The organism is Thermorhabdus hydrogeniformans (assembly GCF_049310025.1).
Classification (GTDB): domain Bacteria; phylum Bacillota; class Thermosediminibacteria; order Thermosediminibacterales; family Tepidanaerobacteraceae; genus JBJYKD01.
In genome coordinates this window covers 42,752-59,403 of record NZ_JBJYKD010000011.1, presented here as the reverse complement: position 1 = coordinate 59,403, position 16,652 = coordinate 42,752, and the positions used below count along the sequence as shown (strand labels likewise).

At 48.1% G+C, this 16,652-nt stretch carries 17 protein-coding genes; 2 read left to right on the top strand and 15 right to left on the bottom strand.

What is annotated here, in order from left to right; all coding sequences use genetic code 11:
* The first annotated feature begins 167 nt into the window (after nt 1-167).
* On the top strand, nt 168-734 hold the full coding sequence (gene yyaC, locus ACKX14_RS07640; protein WP_422446287.1) for a spore protease YyaC: 567 nt from the start codon (nt 168-170) through the stop codon (nt 732-734).
* Between the two features lie 88 nt (nt 735-822).
* Here yyaC and ACKX14_RS07635 read toward each other — a convergent pair whose 3' ends face one another.
* From ACKX14_RS07635 to hydG, 9 genes are all read right to left on the bottom strand, one after another.
* Nucleotides 823-1,035, bottom strand: coding sequence for a YkuS family protein (locus tag ACKX14_RS07635; RefSeq protein WP_422446323.1), 213 nt, complete (start codon nt 1,033-1,035; stop codon nt 823-825).
* 36 nt (nt 1,036-1,071) lie between these two features.
* Entirely contained in the window at nt 1,072-1,386 is a 315-nt protein-coding gene (locus tag ACKX14_RS07630) for a YkuS family protein (RefSeq protein ID WP_422446285.1), read from the bottom strand.
* A gap of 75 nt (nt 1,387-1,461) precedes the next feature.
* Entirely contained in the window at nt 1,462-1,878 is a 417-nt protein-coding gene (locus tag ACKX14_RS07625; protein WP_422446283.1) for a bactofilin family protein, read from the bottom strand.
* 11 nt (nt 1,879-1,889) lie between these two features.
* The gene (locus tag ACKX14_RS07620; RefSeq protein WP_422446281.1) at nt 1,890-2,804 is read right to left on the bottom strand and encodes a M23 family metallopeptidase; all 915 of its coding nucleotides are present in this window, start codon (nt 2,802-2,804) and stop codon (nt 1,890-1,892) included.
* Between the two features lie 80 nt (nt 2,805-2,884).
* On the bottom strand, nt 2,885-3,400 hold the full coding sequence (locus ACKX14_RS07615) for a DUF4446 family protein (RefSeq protein WP_422446279.1): 516 nt from the start codon (nt 3,398-3,400) through the stop codon (nt 2,885-2,887).
* 43 nt (nt 3,401-3,443) lie between these two features.
* A complete protein-coding gene (locus ACKX14_RS07610; RefSeq protein WP_422446277.1) occupies nt 3,444-4,136 on the bottom strand; it encodes a DUF554 domain-containing protein in 693 nt (230 codons plus the stop codon).
* Nucleotides 4,137-4,223: 87 nt separating this feature from the next.
* On the bottom strand, nt 4,224-5,372 hold the full coding sequence (locus tag ACKX14_RS07605) for an aminotransferase class V-fold PLP-dependent enzyme (RefSeq protein WP_422446275.1): 1,149 nt from the start codon (nt 5,370-5,372) through the stop codon (nt 4,224-4,226).
* A gap of 241 nt (nt 5,373-5,613) precedes the next feature.
* Nucleotides 5,614-6,423: a DUF2935 domain-containing protein gene (locus ACKX14_RS07600; protein ID WP_422446273.1), complete on the bottom strand. Its 810-nt coding sequence runs from the start codon at nt 6,421-6,423 to the stop codon at nt 5,614-5,616.
* 189 nt (nt 6,424-6,612) lie between these two features.
* The gene (gene hydG, locus ACKX14_RS07595) at nt 6,613-8,037 is read right to left on the bottom strand and encodes a [FeFe] hydrogenase H-cluster radical SAM maturase HydG (RefSeq protein WP_422446271.1); all 1,425 of its coding nucleotides are present in this window, start codon (nt 8,035-8,037) and stop codon (nt 6,613-6,615) included.
* Nucleotides 8,038-8,522: 485 nt separating this feature from the next.
* Between hydG and asnB the strand changes: the two genes are divergently transcribed.
* Nucleotides 8,523-10,391: an asparagine synthase (glutamine-hydrolyzing) gene (gene asnB, locus ACKX14_RS07590; protein ID WP_422446269.1), complete on the top strand. Its 1,869-nt coding sequence runs from the start codon at nt 8,523-8,525 to the stop codon at nt 10,389-10,391.
* A 174-nt stretch (nt 10,392-10,565) separates the two neighbouring features.
* On the opposite strand, the gene ACKX14_RS07585 is transcribed toward asnB, so the two are convergent.
* From ACKX14_RS07585 to mnmG, 6 genes are all read right to left on the bottom strand, one after another.
* Nucleotides 10,566-11,012 (bottom strand): GNAT family N-acetyltransferase, encoded by a 447-nt coding sequence (locus ACKX14_RS07585; RefSeq protein WP_422446267.1) that lies wholly within the window; start codon nt 11,010-11,012, stop codon nt 10,566-10,568.
* 28 nt (nt 11,013-11,040) lie between these two features.
* Nucleotides 11,041-11,898: a ParB/RepB/Spo0J family partition protein gene (locus tag ACKX14_RS07580; RefSeq protein WP_422446265.1), complete on the bottom strand. Its 858-nt coding sequence runs from the start codon at nt 11,896-11,898 to the stop codon at nt 11,041-11,043.
* A complete protein-coding gene (locus ACKX14_RS07575; protein ID WP_422446263.1) occupies nt 11,891-12,652 on the bottom strand; it encodes a ParA family protein in 762 nt (253 codons plus the stop codon). Before ACKX14_RS07575 ends, ACKX14_RS07580 begins: the two co-directional genes overlap by 8 nt.
* A 504-nt stretch (nt 12,653-13,156) precedes the next feature.
* Entirely contained in the window at nt 13,157-13,954 is a 798-nt protein-coding gene (gene noc / locus ACKX14_RS07570) for a nucleoid occlusion protein (RefSeq protein WP_422446261.1), read from the bottom strand.
* Nucleotides 13,955-14,052: 98 nt separating this feature from the next.
* Complete coding sequence (gene rsmG / locus ACKX14_RS07565; protein WP_422446259.1) at nt 14,053-14,772, bottom strand: 16S rRNA (guanine(527)-N(7))-methyltransferase RsmG; 720 nt, start codon at nt 14,770-14,772, stop codon at nt 14,053-14,055.
* Complete coding sequence (mnmG, locus tag ACKX14_RS07560) at nt 14,762-16,651, bottom strand: tRNA uridine-5-carboxymethylaminomethyl(34) synthesis enzyme MnmG (protein WP_422446257.1); 1,890 nt, start codon at nt 16,649-16,651, stop codon at nt 14,762-14,764. Before mnmG ends, rsmG begins: the two co-directional genes overlap by 11 nt.
* Between the last annotated feature and the right edge of the window lies 1 nt (nt 16,652).

Here is a 16,652-nt window from a genome sequence, read left to right as displayed (position 1 = left end):
AGTCAAAATGCCGGCCGGCAGCTTATGTTGATAAAAACACCTGCAGGAAAATTGCCGGTCAGGACATTAATATGATTAAAATCAAAAACTATGACAAATAATTTAATGGAATACTAAATTATGGAATTACATATAATTTTAATAAAAGTTTTCCGGGGAGGAACACCATGCTATCAGGAAACCCCCTTTTAAGGCAAAAGGATTTGAGGGTGCACGTCGACGATCCATATGCCCTGGAGGTATTCACCGATTACTTTACCAAGCTTTTAGGCGAGACCTACACTTCTTCGCCAATCATTGTCCTTTGCATAGGCACCGACCGCTCTACGGGAGACTCCCTCGGACCCCTGGTGGGCGAGAAGCTGAAAAAAACCTGCCGCCAGGCGAAGGTTTTGGGCAACCTGGAAGAACCTGTGCACGCGGGCAACCTGGGCAAAGTGCTGGATGAGATTCGGAAGCTTTATAACAACCCCTTTATTATCGCCGTCGATGCCTCGCTGGGCCGGTCGGAAAACGTGGGCACCATCAAACTCGCCCGCGGCGCCATAAAACCCGGCGCGGGCGTCAACAAAGACCTGCCGGCTGTGGGCGATTTTCACATCACCGGTATCGTAAATGTCGGCGGGTTTATGGAATATTTCGTGCTGCAGAACACCCGCCTTTACGTGGTCATGAAGATGGTGGATATAATATCGGCGGGAATTTTAAATGGATTAAAAGTTTTCTTTAAATAACACAAAAAATGCGCACCTTAGCAGCAGGTACTTTTGCTCCCGGAAAAAAAAGAGCCGCTCCGGCTCTTTTTACAGTTTCCTTTGCAGTTCACAGTTTCCTTCGCAGTTCATCCAGCACCTGGTCCGCCGTCTTGCCCTGGGCGTTTATGACGGGGATATTCTGGGTCACATCCTCCCCTCCCATAAAAGTGTCGTCTATACCGCTTACTATTATCGCGTCGGCTTTTACATCCCCCATCCGCGTAATTTTGTACCCCTCTTTTTCCAGGGCCCTCTTCAGGGGGGAAAGGGAATCGTCCAGCGCTACGGTTTTTTTAATTGCACCTCACCCCCTTGGCTAAATGAAATGCTCATAAACTCGATCTTTAATGATTCGGTAAACCTCTTCTGGGGTTCTGTCCTGGGCGTTTACCAGCAATACCCCGTACGGGGCGGATTCGCCGGTATCCTCCGACAGGGAACCGGCAGCCCGGTTATAAGCGGTGCTGTGGATATTTTCCAGTTTCCTGCCGGTATAGACCACCGCATCCACCGCCGTATTGGACTGGCCCCAGGGCACGGTTATATAGCCCCGGCTCCTTAGAAACTCACCAATATCTTCCAATCCGTCCTCCAGGGCTATCACCCGGGTCAATCTTACCACCTCCGCCATTTTTATTATCTTCGGAAGTGGCCTGAATTATTCCTCGCCCCTATCCAGCAAAATAAAACCCAACTCTCGGTTGGGTTAATTTACAAGCTTCTGATCATTTTTTATAAGCTTCAAGTTGTTTTTTTCCTGACCTTTATTAAGATCCATCTCGCACTTGCCGTCGAAGTGAGCCCCGTCCTCGATGACCAGGCCCGCTACCCTGACATCTCCCGTAACTTTTCCGGTAGACCTAATCTCCAGCTTGCCCTCCAGGCTTATATTGCCGCTGTATGTACCGGCTATGACCGAATGACGGGCTTTAAGCTCTGCGTTAACTTCACTGCCTTCGGCAAGGACAACATCTCCGGAGCTTACTATTTCCCCTTCAACCTTTCCTTCAATCCGCAGCAGCCCGGATGTCTTTATCGTGCCGGAAAATTCGGTTCCTTTGCCTATTATGGTATCCACCTTATCCATGCTTAAGGGTAATCCCTCATCTCTTTTTCCGAACATCTTTTCCCTCCTCAGTTCAAAAAATCGGCGGGATTTTTCAGCACGCCGTTTACTTTGACCATGTAGTGAGTATGAGGCCCCGTGCTTCTTCCCGTGTTCCCCACTCTTGCTATTATCTGGCCTTTTTTAACCTGCTGGCCCTGTTTCACCAGCATCTCTGAATTATGGCCATAGGATGTCTCAAAGCCGTAACCGTGGCTTATGGTAACCACATTGCCGTAACCCGGGCGGTATCCCGCAAATGTCACCATGCCGTCGGCCGCCGCTCTTACAGGAGTTCCGTATGGCGCCGCTATGTCAATCCCATCGTGAAATTCCGCCTTTCTCCCGAAGGGCGAACGCCTGTAGCCGAAATCTGATGTTATACTTCCCGCCACGGGCCATATGGAAGGAGTGCATGCCAGGCGCCTGTTTCTCTGGATCACAACTTCCTTCAATTCTCTCAGGCTCTTTTCTCGCTCCGGCAGTTCGGATTCAAGTTTTTCAAGATTTTTTATGGCCTGTTCCCGGTCAATGGAGCCCCTGCTGGCAAGAACCGGCCTTCTGGCGCTTTCTGCAGCCACCATTGCACTAAGGTTTTTTTTTAGCGCCGGGTCATTTTTTAAAAGACTCCTCAGATCATTGTCTAATTTTTCCAGTCCATGCATCTTTTCTTCCAGCATCTGCGTCTTTTTTACAAAATAGTCCAGCTGCCGTTGCAGTTCCTGGTAATCCCGGGTCTTGACCGCCAGTTCCTCGGCATTGGACTTCATTTCCCTGTAAGAAACGGAAAAATAAATGGAAAATATGGCTAAAGCCGCTACGATCCCCGCCACCAGCCCCCCCAGGATTTTAAGGAGGACCACCGGCACGGAAATCGAGTAGATGGATTTTCCAGAGTGAGGTACGACCATTACGGTAAAAGCCTTTTCTCTTTTTGGTTTCACTCCCCTCCACCACCACCCAAAAAATACATTATTTTTTTATTTCTCCAAAAGCGGTTAAAAATCCTCCTGGAAAGTAAAAATTAACCGGCTTTTGCAGAATTTAAGATCTCACGTTCTTCGGGAGTGAGGGCGTAACTGGAGTTGCCGCCCACAACGGGCTTAAGATATACCCGGTTTTCATCCCTTCCGTAAATGCTCGTAATGAGAACGCCGGTGTTGTCCTCATTCAGCAGCGCCACCGAAAAGCTGAGATCGCTGCCCACATCCGGAAAGGCGTTAAACCTTTTATAATAAATCTTTTTTACCGCCAGCCGGCTTTCCTGCTCCAAAAGCCGAACCTGTTCCTTTAATTCATCGACTTCGGCCCTCATATCTCTTACCATGCTCAAATGATTAATCAATAAGGCCTCCAAATTTTTCCCATCCATTCCGGTCATGAGCTCATTGTATCTCCTGGAGATGGACGCCAGTTTTATGTTGACAGAAATAAATACAATTAAGGTGAATAAGGACAATGCCGTAAGACCGAGCAGCACCTTGTCGAGATGGGTTGTCAGGAAATTGCTAAGCGCTGCAATATAGTAATTAGCGGTCATTTTTCATCCCCCCAGTGTATTGGCCGCAATAAGCCTGAATCGCTTATATGGGAAGGCGTGGAAAAAGCGCGGTCAAAAAGACCGCTATGAAGATGGCGGGTAGTAAATTTCCCACCTTTATTTTGACATTGGTTTCCAGCATGTTTATGCCGATTCCGAAGATCAGCAGCCCGCCCGTTGCCGTCATCTCCTTAATGATGGCATCGGTGAGAAATCCTTTTACAAAGGCGGCGGCGAGAGTAATGCTCCCCTGATATAAAAAAACCGGCAATGCCGAAAAGGCCACCCCTATCCCCATACTGGAGGAAAACACCACGGCCGATACGCCGTCCAGTATGGACTTTATGAGAAGTATGCCGTGATTTCCCGTAAGCCCGCTCTGTATGGCGCCCATTATTGCCATGGCACCCACGCAATAGATGAGGCTGGCGGAAACGAACGCCCTGGTAAAATCCCCATCCCCTCTGGAGAACCGCTCTTCAAGGCGCTTGCCCAGCATGTTCAGGCGTTCTTCCAGTTCCAGGACCTCGCCCAGTATACCCCCCAGCACCAGGCTTATGGTAACCACCAGCAGATTCTGGGTCTTTATAGCCATGGAAAGGCCGATGAGCATAACGGTCAAACTCAGGCCCTGCATAACGGTGTCTCTGACATTTTCAGAGAACCGGCCTTTTAAAAAATTTCCAAGAAGCGTCCCTACAATTATGGCAGCCGCGTTGATGACAGTTCCCAGCAAATTCCTCTCTCCCGTCAAAGCATTTTATGATTTCCCCGCCCTGTTTCCCGGAAGTTTCGCCTCTTTATCCCACCCACCGCAGGAAACTCAAGTACGGAAATTCTCCGCAATGGATTGCAGGGCTTTTAAAGCTTCGTCGATTTCTTCTGCCGTGTTAAAAACAGAAAAGCTGAACCTCGCCGCACCGCGGTCCGCGGTCCCCAGGGTATTGTGGGCCATGGGGCTGCAGTGAAGACCGGCACGAACTTCAATACCAAAGGCGCTGTCGAGGATATACGCCAGTTCCGACGAATCCATCCCCTTTAAATTTATGGGGACCACCGCACAGCGCCTTCCCGGTTCGGCCGGACCGTATACTTCGATTCCTTCCATTTCCTGCAATCCATCCAGAAATCTCCGTGTAAGTTTTACCTCGCGTTCTCTGATGCTTTCTATGCCCTTTTCTTTTATAAAGCGCACGCCCGCCGCAAGCCCCGCAATGCCGGGGGTGTTCAGCGTGCCGCTTTCAAGCCTGTCGGGAAGCAATTGCGGCTGGGCCAGCTCGTCGGAAAAGCTGCCGGTACCGCCTTCCCTGAGAGGTCTCACATCCACGCCTTTCCGCACGTAGAGGCCGCCGGTGCCCTGGGGGCCGTAGAGCCCCTTGTGCCCGGAAAAGGCCAGAAGATCTATATTCATTTCCCGCACATCGATTGGCAGCACGCCGGCGGACTGGGAGGCGTCCACCAGGAATAGGATCCCCTTTTCCCTCGCCAGCTTCCCCACCTCTTCCACGGGCATGATGGTGCCCGTCACATTGGAGGCATGCGTCACGGCTATGAGGCGGGTATTGGGTTTTATGGCTTTTTCTATATCCCGGGGGTCCAGCGAACCGTCTCTTCCGCATTTTACCACATCCCATTCAACCCCCTTTCCCCTTAGAGCAAAAAGGGGCCTTGATACGGAATTGTGCTCCATGGATGTGGTTATCACATGGTCCCCGGGCTCCAGCACGCCTTTCAAAGCCATATTTATTGCATCGGTGGCGTTCAGGGTAAAAACAATATTATCCGGGCTTTCGGCATTAAAAAACTCAGCAATAAGTTCTCTTGACTCGTACACCAGCCGGGCGGCGGCAAGGGCCATCCGGTGTCCGCTGCGGCCGGGGTTTGAACCGTGATTCTTTATGGCGTCCTCTACGGCCCGAAGGACTTCCCGGGGTTTGGGCCAGGTAGTGGCGGCGTTGTCAAAATATATCATCAAAAACACCTCATGTCCGATATTATCACAAAAAAATTCCTTTGAAAAGAAATAATCCATGCTCTGAGCACCGCCTTCGACAAGGCCCTGCCGGCCATGCCCTGAATATAAACTAATTTTGTAACACAAAAAAACCTTCCCCGCTGCGGGGTAGGGCTACACACAAAAAAATCTACTATGGTTTTTCTCCGGTGCCCAGAAACACATTTAAGCAAAACTCGGGCGCTCTGGATATTAAAATTTATGGTTTTATTCTCCGCAACACTTCCAGGGCGCGCTCGGCCTCCCTCAGGACATGGTCCGCCAGTAATTCCGGAATTAGGCTTACAATTTCACACCCTGCTATCAGATCCCTGGCCTGAGCTTTAAAATCCCTGAGTTGGGCTAAAGCCCTGATGACGTCGTTGTTAAACCGTGAAAGAGATGGAACGAATATTGGATTGATGCTCAGGAAGGATTCGAAGTCTTCCGCCTGGAAACGAAGCCGGTCAAATTTCTCGCTGAAGTTGTCGGCCGTTTCGATAAATTGCCTTTCCGAAGGATCCAATAGCTGTCTGATGAATTTTGAATGATCGGCCATTATTCTCAGCCAGAAAACATCCTCAAATAAAACGTTTGAAACCGGGTCCGGAAATTCGTTCCTCTGCAACCTCTGCAATTTATTGATAAAATATATTGCTTCCCTTCTAATATGGTCGATAAGGAGCGGATAGTTAAACCCTCCCAGCCGGCACTGGAGCATCATCAGGAGCAGTACTGTTTTAAATTCGGTCAGTTGTTGAGTCAATCGTATGCTTTCCTCGTTTAGAGCCCTGATTACACTGGCGGGTCCCCCTATTGCCTTTTGGGCCCTTTCCAGAAGTCTTTCAAAAGCCGATTCAAAAAGCCCGGCCCTTTCTATGAGATCTCTTTTATCACAGGGAAGCCCAAGCCTTAAAAATAATGCGTGTTCTTTCATAATTCTTAACCAAAACAGATTGAGGCTTAACGACTCCTCGACAAACCGTCCCTCCATCGCCCCCCTGCCATTCATTTTTTCTTCTTCACTCATAGAACTCCCCCTTGAATATCACTCTAAAATATTTTATTCTTGAAATGTTTTATTGTTTCAAAAGTCAGATTCTGTACGCAAAGAGAGAACCGTTTTTTAAACGGTTCTCTCTTTGACCACTTTTATATATCACTTTTATATATTATGTTATATTATGTTTTTATGTTATATTATGTTTATATATTATGTTTAAAAGTAGAGATCTCTTTGGCCCTGTTCGATAGCGGCCAGTTTTTCGATGGTCTTTTGCCTGATGACAGGATTGGGTATGTCGTTCAGGCTTTCCCGTATGACCTTTTCTCCGGCTTCCCGGGTGCGGGGTTCGGCATAGTCAATTAAAAATTCCTTGAAGGTCAGAATGGCATTGGGCAGGCAGCAGTTCTGGATATTGCCCGTCTTGGCCAGCTGCATGAATCTGTCGCCCGTCCGGCCGCTCCTGTAGCACGCGGTGCAGTAGCTGGGGAGATACCCCCTCTGGCAGAGGGAAAGCAGCACTTCATTGGGGGTGCGGCGGTCTTCCACTTCAAACTGTGGGACGGATTCTTCTTTCTTACGGGCTATCTCGTCATAGTAGCCTCCAACCCCCGTGCATGAACCGGCGCTTATCTGTGAAATTCCGACGTCTATCACCTCGTCTCGAAAATCCGGCCTTTCCCTGGTGGACAATATCATTCCCGTATACGGCACAGCCAGGCGGACTATAGCCACTATCTTCTTGAACTCCCTGTCGGGAACCAGATAGGGGAAATCTTTCATGTTAACCCCGGCTGCGGGCCTTATTCTTGGAAAGGATATGGTATGGGGCCCCACCCCATAGGTCTTATCCAGGTGTTCGGCATGCTGTAGGAGAGCCAGCACCTCGTACCTGTAATCGTAAAGCCCAAACAAAACACCCAGGCCCACGTCGTCTATACCGCCCGCCATAGCCCGGTCCATGGCTGTGGTGTGGTAGTCGTAGTCACTCTTGGGCCCCGAAGGATGCATATAGGTGTAAGTCGGTCTGTGATAGGTCTCCTGAAACAGGACATATGTTCCTATCCCGGCATTTTTCAATTTCCGGTAATTCTCGACGGTGGTGGCGGCGATGTTTATATTTACCCTGCGGATGCTGCCGTTTTTTAATTTGGTGTCATAGACGGTTTTAATTACATCCAGGGTATATTCAATAGGGCAATTGACCGGGTCTTCACCCGCTTCCAGGGCCAGGCGCTTGTGACCCATCTCTTCCAGGATTTGCACCTCCCGCCTCACCTCTTCCATGGTAAGGCGCCTGCGCGGCATCCTGTTGTCCCTGTGATAGCCACAGTAGCGGCAGTTGTTTATGCAGTAGTCGCTGTAGTATAAAGGCGCAAAAAGCACTATCCTGTTGCCGTATATTTTCTTTTTTAATTCATGGGCTATTGAATACATTTCTTCCAAAAGTTCATCGTCCTCGCAAAACAGCAGCGCTGCCACATCATGAATATCCAGGCCCCGGGCTTCTTTTGCCTTTGCAAAAATTTCCCTTATCTGGCCTTTCGACGCTTTTTTCCCGCGCTGCAGAGCCCCAATTATGGCCTCATCGTCTATAAAATCCGCCTTCATATTTTCAAGGTCGGATAACCTGTTTGCCATTATCAGTATATCTCCTTTCGCACACATTGTTTTTAAAATATTTTCTTAATTGTTTTACACTCTTAGAAAAACCATACCGGCTATTCACTACCGGCCTGTCTTTTCGCCGGTCCGGGTACGCGAACTTTTCTCTTGATTTTATCCTACAGATTGAAAATGTTGTGAAATCTGTAACAATCCCTTTCATATTGACTTATATATCGATATATTCAAATTAAAAAGGCTTATCCTCCGGGAGGAAAAGCCTTTGATAGACTGCCGACATCCATATCATTTCCCCCCTTCGATCAGGAATTCCCCTCACGTCAGGAACAGATTAACCTTTTGCTCTATTATATTCCTTTACATTTAATTTTTCAATAAATTTTTTTAAAATCTTACATTCTGTCACCATGCGACAACATTTTTAATACTCTATTGATGTATAATCGTTTTCAATAAAAATGCGGCTTATGCCTAAAAAACATGCGAGAGGATGATGATTTATGTGCGGGATTGCGGGATGGGTGGATTTTGGCGGCAATCTCAAGTTCGGCAGGGATGTGCTTGAATCCATGACCCGAACCCTTTCAAAAAGAGGCCCTGATGATGCGGGCCACGTATTATTCCCCCATGCCGCTCTGGGCCACCGGCGCCTTATAGTGGTGGACCCCGAAGGCGGCGGGCAACCGATGCTGCGAAAACTGGGAAAACGCACCTACTGCATAACCTACAACGGGGAACTTTACAATACCCCTGAAGTCCGCAGGATTCTGGAAGGTCTCGGGTATCATTTCCTTTCCAGGTCCGATACAGAAGTGGTCCTTTATTCCTTTATAGAGTGGAAAGAGGCGTGCGTGGAGCGCCTCAATGGAATTTTTGCCTTTGCCATATGGGATGAGGAGGGCCAGAGTCTTTTTCTTGCCCGGGACCGGCTGGGGGTAAAACCCCTTTTTTACGGTTTACGCAAAACAACGCTGATATTCGGCTCAGAACTCAAAGCCATCCTGGCGCACCCTCTGATAAAGCCCGAGCTGGACGCCGAAGGCCTTGCCGAAATCTTTGCCATGGGGCCCGGCCGGACTCCCGGATGCGGCGTTTTTAAAGGTATAAACGAACTCAAGCCGGGACACTGCATGATTTTTGACAGAAAGGGAATACATATTAAATGTTACTGGTCGCTGGAAAGTCGGCCGCATAATGATAGTGAAGAGGTCACCGCTGAAAAAATCCGGTATCTTCTCGAAGATGCCGTCAGGCGCCAGCTCGTTTCGGATGTCCCCCTGTGCACCCTTCTTTCGGGAGGCATCGACTCCAGCGCCATTACCGCGATGGTGGCCGGTGCTTTTAAAAGCCGGGGTGAAACAGTGAACACGTTCTCCGTGGATTACACCGGGAACGACGTACACTTTAAGGCCAGTGAGTTCCAGCCAAACAGCGACCCTTACTATGTAAAGAAGGTCTCCTCATATTTCAATACAAACCATCGCTGTGTGACCATAAGCAACCGCCGACTGGCCGCGGCCCTTGACGATGCGGTGCTTGCCAGAGACCTGCCCGGTATGGCCGATATAGATTCGTCTCTTTACCTCTTCTGCCTGGAGGTGAAAAAAGGAGCCACGGTAGCCCTGGCCGGCGAGGGGGCAGACGAAATATTCGGCGGTTATCCCTGGTTTAGAAGGCCCGAAGATTTTAATTCCGACAGGTTCCCATGGGCGCGGAAGATGCATGTGCGCACAGGCATACTGTCCAGGGAACTTTTGCGATTGATAAATCCCGAAGAATACTTAAAAATGAGGTATAGGGAAACGCTAAAAGAGGTCCCTCGCCTTGCCGGGGAGAGCCCCTTCGATACCCGCATTCGGGAAATTACATATCTCAGCATAACCCGCTTTATGCCCACGCTCATCGACCGAATGGACCGCATGAGTATGGCCACCGGCCTTGAAGTGAGGGTGCCTTATCTGGACCACCGGCTCGTACAGTACGTATGGAATATCCCCTGGAGAATAAGAAGTTGCGGCGGCATTGAAAAAGGTATCCTGCGCCGGGCGGTGCGGGACCTGCTGCCTGAAGAGGTTTTGAACAGAAAAAAGAGCCCCTACCCAAAAACTCACAATCCTGAATACCTGGCTCTGGTCAGGAGTTGCCTTCTGGAAATTTTGCACGATCCTTCCTCGCCTCTGCTGCCCTTCGTGGACAGAAACAGTGTCATCCATATGTTGCAGGCCGCTGAGAACGATATTAATGTGCCATGGTTCGGTCAGCTGATGACCGGCCCCCAGCTTTTCGCATATCTCATCCAGGTAAATTTTTGGCTCAGAAAATACGGGGTAACAGTAGCCGGAACCCTGGCTCCGGCGCTGGCAGGATAAATGAGAACCGGCCTCCTTTGGTTGCCGGGGAGGCCGGTTTGCATTTTTCCGGGTTATATTCCGTCCGGCTTTATGTTTACGATTTATTAATCTCATTTATTAATCTCATTGCATCTGCTGGTTTGCTTAATATCCATCTGATTTTCTTTTACTTTTATTGCAATGATATCCGGATTATTTACTTTTAAAAAAGTGCTTTTCAAGAAACAGGGCTTCATCCGTAAATCCGCAAGCTCTGTAAAATCTTATGGCTTTTTCATTGTCCGGCATGGTGGATACCGAAACTTCAGCGCAACCCAGTTTTTGTATCCTGATTAAAGCTTCACGAATCAGTGCGCTTCCCACTCCGCGGCCTCTGGCTTGTTGCTTGACCACCAGGTCTTCAATAATACAGGAGTTCGCTCCGTGATACAAACTCGGTTTCACAGAATAACTTATCAATCCAACCACCCGTCCATGCTCTTCGGCGACCAGTATTTGAAAACAGGGAAAGGATAAACTGTTTTTCGCAAATTCTACCGAAATTCCGCTTGCCTCCCCGATGGTCTCGGAAAGTTCTTTAATGAGTTCGACAATGTAAACTTCATCCCCGGGTTTCGCATTTCTGATCTTCAGGCTCACCTGAGTTTCTCCCTTTCCGAAGAAAGTTTCACGTGAAACATTGCCGCTGCATAATTGTTTCCAGGATCCTCTCGAGTTCGTCTTCAGAATAAAATTCTATTTCTATTTTGCCGCGCTTTTCGCTCCCCTTTATTTTCACCCTTGTGCCCAATATCCCCTGCAGTTTTTCCGATATGTCCAGAAATGCAGGGTTTATATCCTGATTCCTTCTGTTCTTATCTGCATTTTTCTTTGAAGACTTTACCTTTACTATCTCTTCAATCTGTCTCACCGATAAATTCTCTTCGCTGATTTTTTTAGCGAGTTTAATTCTTTCATTTTTATCTTCTACGGCCAGCAGAGCCCTGGCGTGCCCTGCGGTCAGTTTTTCATCGGCAATCAGATCCTTAATTTCCTTCTCCAGGTTCAGCAGCCTTACTGTATTGGCAATCTGGGATCTGCTCTTTCCGACTCTTTTTGAAAGCTCTTCCTGGGTCATCCCGAATTCGTCCATCAGCTGCTTGTATGCCATGGCTTCTTCCAGAGGGTTCAGGTCTTCTCTCTGCAGATTTTCAATAAGCGCTATTTCCATGACATCTGCATCCGACAGTTCCTTTACTATGGCCGGTATTTTTTCCAACCCGGCCATTTTCGCTGCCCGCCATCTTCTCTCGCCGGCCACCAGTTCGTAGCCTTTCGTTTTCTTTCTTAAAATCACAGGCTGTAAAACGCCATGCTCTTTCATGGACTCAGCCAGCTCTTTTAACTTGTCTTCATCAAAGTTTTTCCTCGGCTGATTCTGGTTGGCGAAAATTTCTTTAAGCGGGATCTCCGTTACATTTTCCTGGCCCTTTTCATCCATGGGAATAAGGGCTCCGAGGCCCTTGCCCAGTCCTCTCTTACTCAATTCCCAGCACCTCCCTGGCCAGTTCCATATATACTTCCGACCCCTTTGATCTTGCATCATATTTTATTATCGGTTTCCCGTGGCTCGGGGCTTCACTCAGCCTCACATTTCTGGGAATGATGGTCCTGTACACCTTGTTCTTGAAAAATTTCTTTACCTCTTCCACCACCTGTATAGAAAGATTTGTGCGGGCGTCGAACATGGTGAGCAAAACGCCTTCCACCTGTAAATTCTTGTTTAAATGCTTCTGTACCAGATTTATGGTATTCATTAACTGCCCCAGACCCTCCAGTGCGTAATACTCGCACTGTATGGGTACCAATACCGTATTGGCCGCCGTAAGGGCGTTTAAAGTCAGCAGGCCCAGCGAAGGTGGACAGTCGATTAAAATAAAGTCAAATTGGTCTTTAATCTCTTCCACGGCGTTCTTCAACTTATATTCTCTTGATATTGCCGGCACCAGCTCAATCTCGGCCCCGGCCAGCTGGATGTTTGAAGGCAGCAGGTACAGATTTTCATATTCCGTTTTTACCACATTGTCTTTAATTGGCTCTTCATTTATCAGAACATTGTATATTGATTTTTCTATATTACTTTTGTCCACGCCGATGCCGCTGGTGGTGTTTCCCTGCGGGTCGATGTCCACCAGCAAAACCTTCTGTCCCAGGGCAGCAAGGCACGCCCCCAGGTTCACCGTTGTGGTTGTCTTGCCCACCCCTCCTTTTTGATTGGCAATGGCCACTATTCTAGACATTTCTTCACCGTCCCGATAGTGTTGTATTTATGCCAACTATATTTTAGCATAGTTTTTATATTAGATTTCTTTTTTTATTAAATTTTTCCTGCCTTGAGTTCTTTTTTGTCTCAATATTTTTTTCTCCCCCTTCATTCAGTTTTAAAATAATCTTTTACTTTCATAATGCACGTTTTTTTACGTTTCATATGGGCACAAACTTTAAATCCTCAAAAATCGGAATCCTCATACGCGCATCCTTATTAAAATTATATTTCTTATTCAGGGAATTGTTCTTTAATTATTTCAATCGAAAAAAATTTTTTGACATGACATCCTGTCGCCGGATACGGCTAAAAGCGCCGGAAAGCTGTACCATTGCTCTTAAATCAGAACGAGCAAAGTGAAACCGGCGGGCATGGACCCTGCTGGTACACGCCGAATTGTGCTGATTTAACCCGGCCGCCGGGCGTCAGAAGGGGGCAAGTCTGAATTCGTCTGCAACCGTACAACAAAAAAGTCCAGCTACCTCTTTGGTATCTGGACCACCAGTTCGATGAAATCTCCTTTATCTATCTCCTTATAACCGGCGTCAAGGCCCGTCTCTTTTATGCTCTTCACCAGCTTTTTCACCGAGTTCACAAAAATTCTCACATCTTTTATAGCCATCTTAAATGATTTTTTCTTCCTGTTGCCGGATGGCTTCTGGATCTTTTCAAGCGTTTTTTCCACCAGATCTTCCGTCTGCCGGACATTCAGGCCTTTTTCGATTACCTGTTTCAATACCTCCATCTGGAGCTTTTCATCCGGCAGTTTTAAAAGGCACCGGGCATGCCTTTCGGTTAACTTTTCCTGGGAAATAATTTTTAATATCCCGGGCTGCATCTTTAATATTCGCATCTTATTTGCAATGGTCGACTGGCTCTTTCCCAGTTTTAACGCCAGCTGTTCCTGAGTCATCCCGTACTCCTGCATTAACTGTCTGTAACCTTCAGCCTCCTCCAGGAAGCTCAGGTTTTCTCTCTGCAGATTTTCTATCAATGCCATAATGGCGGTTTCCGAATCCTTTGCTTCTTTTATTATGGCGGGTATTTCCTTCAACCCGGCTCTCTGGCAGGCCCTCCATCGCCTCTCCCCGGCGATTAATTCATACCCCTTTCCGCTTTTTCTCACAACTATAGGCTGCAGCACTCCGTAAACTTTAATGGAGTTAGTAAGCTCGTCCATGGCTTCGTCGGCGAATTCTTTTCTGGGTTGATACGGATTTGGTTTTATGGCATCCACAGGTATGTTTACAATGTTCGTCCTTTTGTCCCCCCACATTTAACCCACCGCCTTTTTTTCTATTTTGTATTATCCAATATTATTTAATTCTATGCATTTGCTTATATTCCTCCTTAAAATGGTAAAATTACCATGAATTATAAGGGGCTTTTTTCCGGCATTCCGGCCTTTCTCGGATATTTTTCCGGAGTCGGTTTTATTTTTTCAATAACCACAAGTTTTCTTTTTATTTCTTTTTCAATATCGTAATCTATTACTTCTCTCAAAGAACCGCCAATTATATCAATGGCCTTTTGCGATTTTTCCAATTCTTCCTCCACGTTTTTCGACTTCATTGCCACAAAAATTCCCCCCATTTTCACGAATGGAAGGCAAATTTCCGCCAGCACGTTCAATGAAGCCACGGCCCTGGCCACCGCCACATCGTATTTTTCCCGGTGCTCCGCCTTTCTCGCGGCGCTTTCGGCCCTGTCGCTTATAATGCTGACACCTTTCAATTCCATTTTCCGGACTGCTTCTTCCAAAAATCCGGTTTTTTTCCTGCTGGATTCCAGCAGGGCCAGATTAATATCCCTTCTGTATAATTTTATGGGTATTCCAGGAAACCCGGGGCCTGTCCCCACATCTATCAAACTCGCTCTTTGTTTTATCTCAATTTTTTTTACCACCATAAGCGAATCGACGACGTGCTTTACGGCAAATTCCCGGCACTCCGTGATGCGCGTAAGGTTCATCTTTTCGTTCCACATCATCATCTCTTTTCTGTATATCTCCAGCTTTTCCGCCATTTCATCATCCAGCTCCAGGCCCCTTTCACCGGCAGACTTTTTCATAACTTCCCTAAATTCACGCTCCATCGGAATTCTTCCTCTTTTCCGCTTCCAGGTGTATCAACAAAACTGAAATGTCCGCGGGGTTCACACCGGATATCCTCGATGCCTGACCTATGGAGCCGGGCATTATCTTTTTGAGCTTTTCCCTGGCTTCGGTCCTGAGGCCGTAGATCCTGTCGTAATCTATGTCGCTGGGTATTTTCTTGTTCTCCAGCTTCTTAAAACTTTCCACCTGGCTTAATTGCCGTTTAATGTAACCTTCGTAAGCCACGGATATTTCCACTTCTTCTATAACTTCGTCCGGGAGGTCAGGCCTGTCCCCATCCAGGATCTTCAACGCTTTATAGTCGATTTCCGGTCTCTTCAGCAAATCCTCCAGTGTGACGGGGGTATTTATTGGAGATGTGTTTAATTCTTTCAATTTTTCGTTATTTTCCCGGCTGGGGGTTATTTTCACCGACCTCAGCCTCTCTATCTCCTCTTCTATCATCTTTCTTTTTTCCATTACTTTCCGGTATCTTTCATCGCTTATCAATCCCACGCGGCGGCCTATTTCCGTAAGCCTGAGGTCCGCGTTGTCGTGCCTTAAAATCAGCCGGTATTCGGCCCTGGACGTCAGCATCCTGTACGGTTCACTTACCCCCTTTGTCACCAGGTCGTCTATCAGCACTCCAATGTAAGCGTCTGCCCTGCTCAGCACCACCGGCTCATTTCCCTTTATTTTTAACGCCGCATTGATGCCGGCCAAAAGACCCTGTGCCGCGGCTTCCTCGTATCCGGAAGTGCCGTTGATCTGCCCTGCCATGTACAGCCCCTCCACGGTCTTGGTTTCCAGTGTGGCCTTGAGCTGCGTCGGTATTACGTAATCGTACTCAATGGCGTAGCCGAATCTCATTATTTTCACGTTTTCCATGCCCCTGATGGTCCTGAGCATCTTTATCTGGACATCCGCCGGCAGGCTGGTAGACATCCCCTGGACGTACATTTCATCGGTATTGAGCCCTTCGGGCTCTATGAATATCTGGTGGCTTGCCTTATCCCGGAAATTCACCACTTTTACCTCTATACTCGGGCAATACCTGGGGCCGACCCCTTTTATCTCACCCGTATACAGCGGCGCTCTATAAAGGTTTTCCAAAATTATTTCATGGGTCCGCCGGTTGGTATATGTGAGCCAGCATGACACCTGGTCCCTCTCTATTTTGCCTGAAGTGTATGAAAATGGGATTATCACCTCATCCCCGGGCTGTTCTATCATCTTTGAAAAATCCAGTGAATGTCTGTGCACCCGTGGCGGCGTGCCGGTCTTAAACCTGCCCAGTTCAAATCCAAGGGCTTTCAAGTTTTCCGAAAGCTCGTTGGCCGGGAAAAGCCCGTTGGGCCCCCCGCTGTAACTCACGTCTCCAATTATTATTCTCCCCTTTAAATATACGCCCGTGGTCAGTATAACGGCCCTGGCGTAATACACACCACCGGTCCTGGTCACCACCCCCCTTACTCTGCCGCCCTCTTCCAGTATCCTTACCACCTCTTCCTGCACCAAATCCAGATTCTCCTGTCTTTCCAGTGTGTGCTTCATAGAAAACTGGTAGGCCTTTTTATCCGCCTGGGCCCTGAGAGCTCTCACCGCCGGTCCCTTCCCTGTATTCAGCATTCGCATCTGTATAAACGTCCTATCTGTATTGATCCCCATCTGACCTCCCAGGGCGTCTATCTCCCGCACCAGATGCCCCTTGGCCGGTCCGCCTATCGAAGGGTTGCACGGCATCAGTGCTATACTGTCAAGATTTATTGCAAAAGCCACGGTTCTTAGCCCCATTCGGGCGGCCGCCAGCGCCGCCTCGCACCCGGCGTGCCCGGCTCCCACCACTGCCACATCATAATATCCCGCAGTGTATTCCATA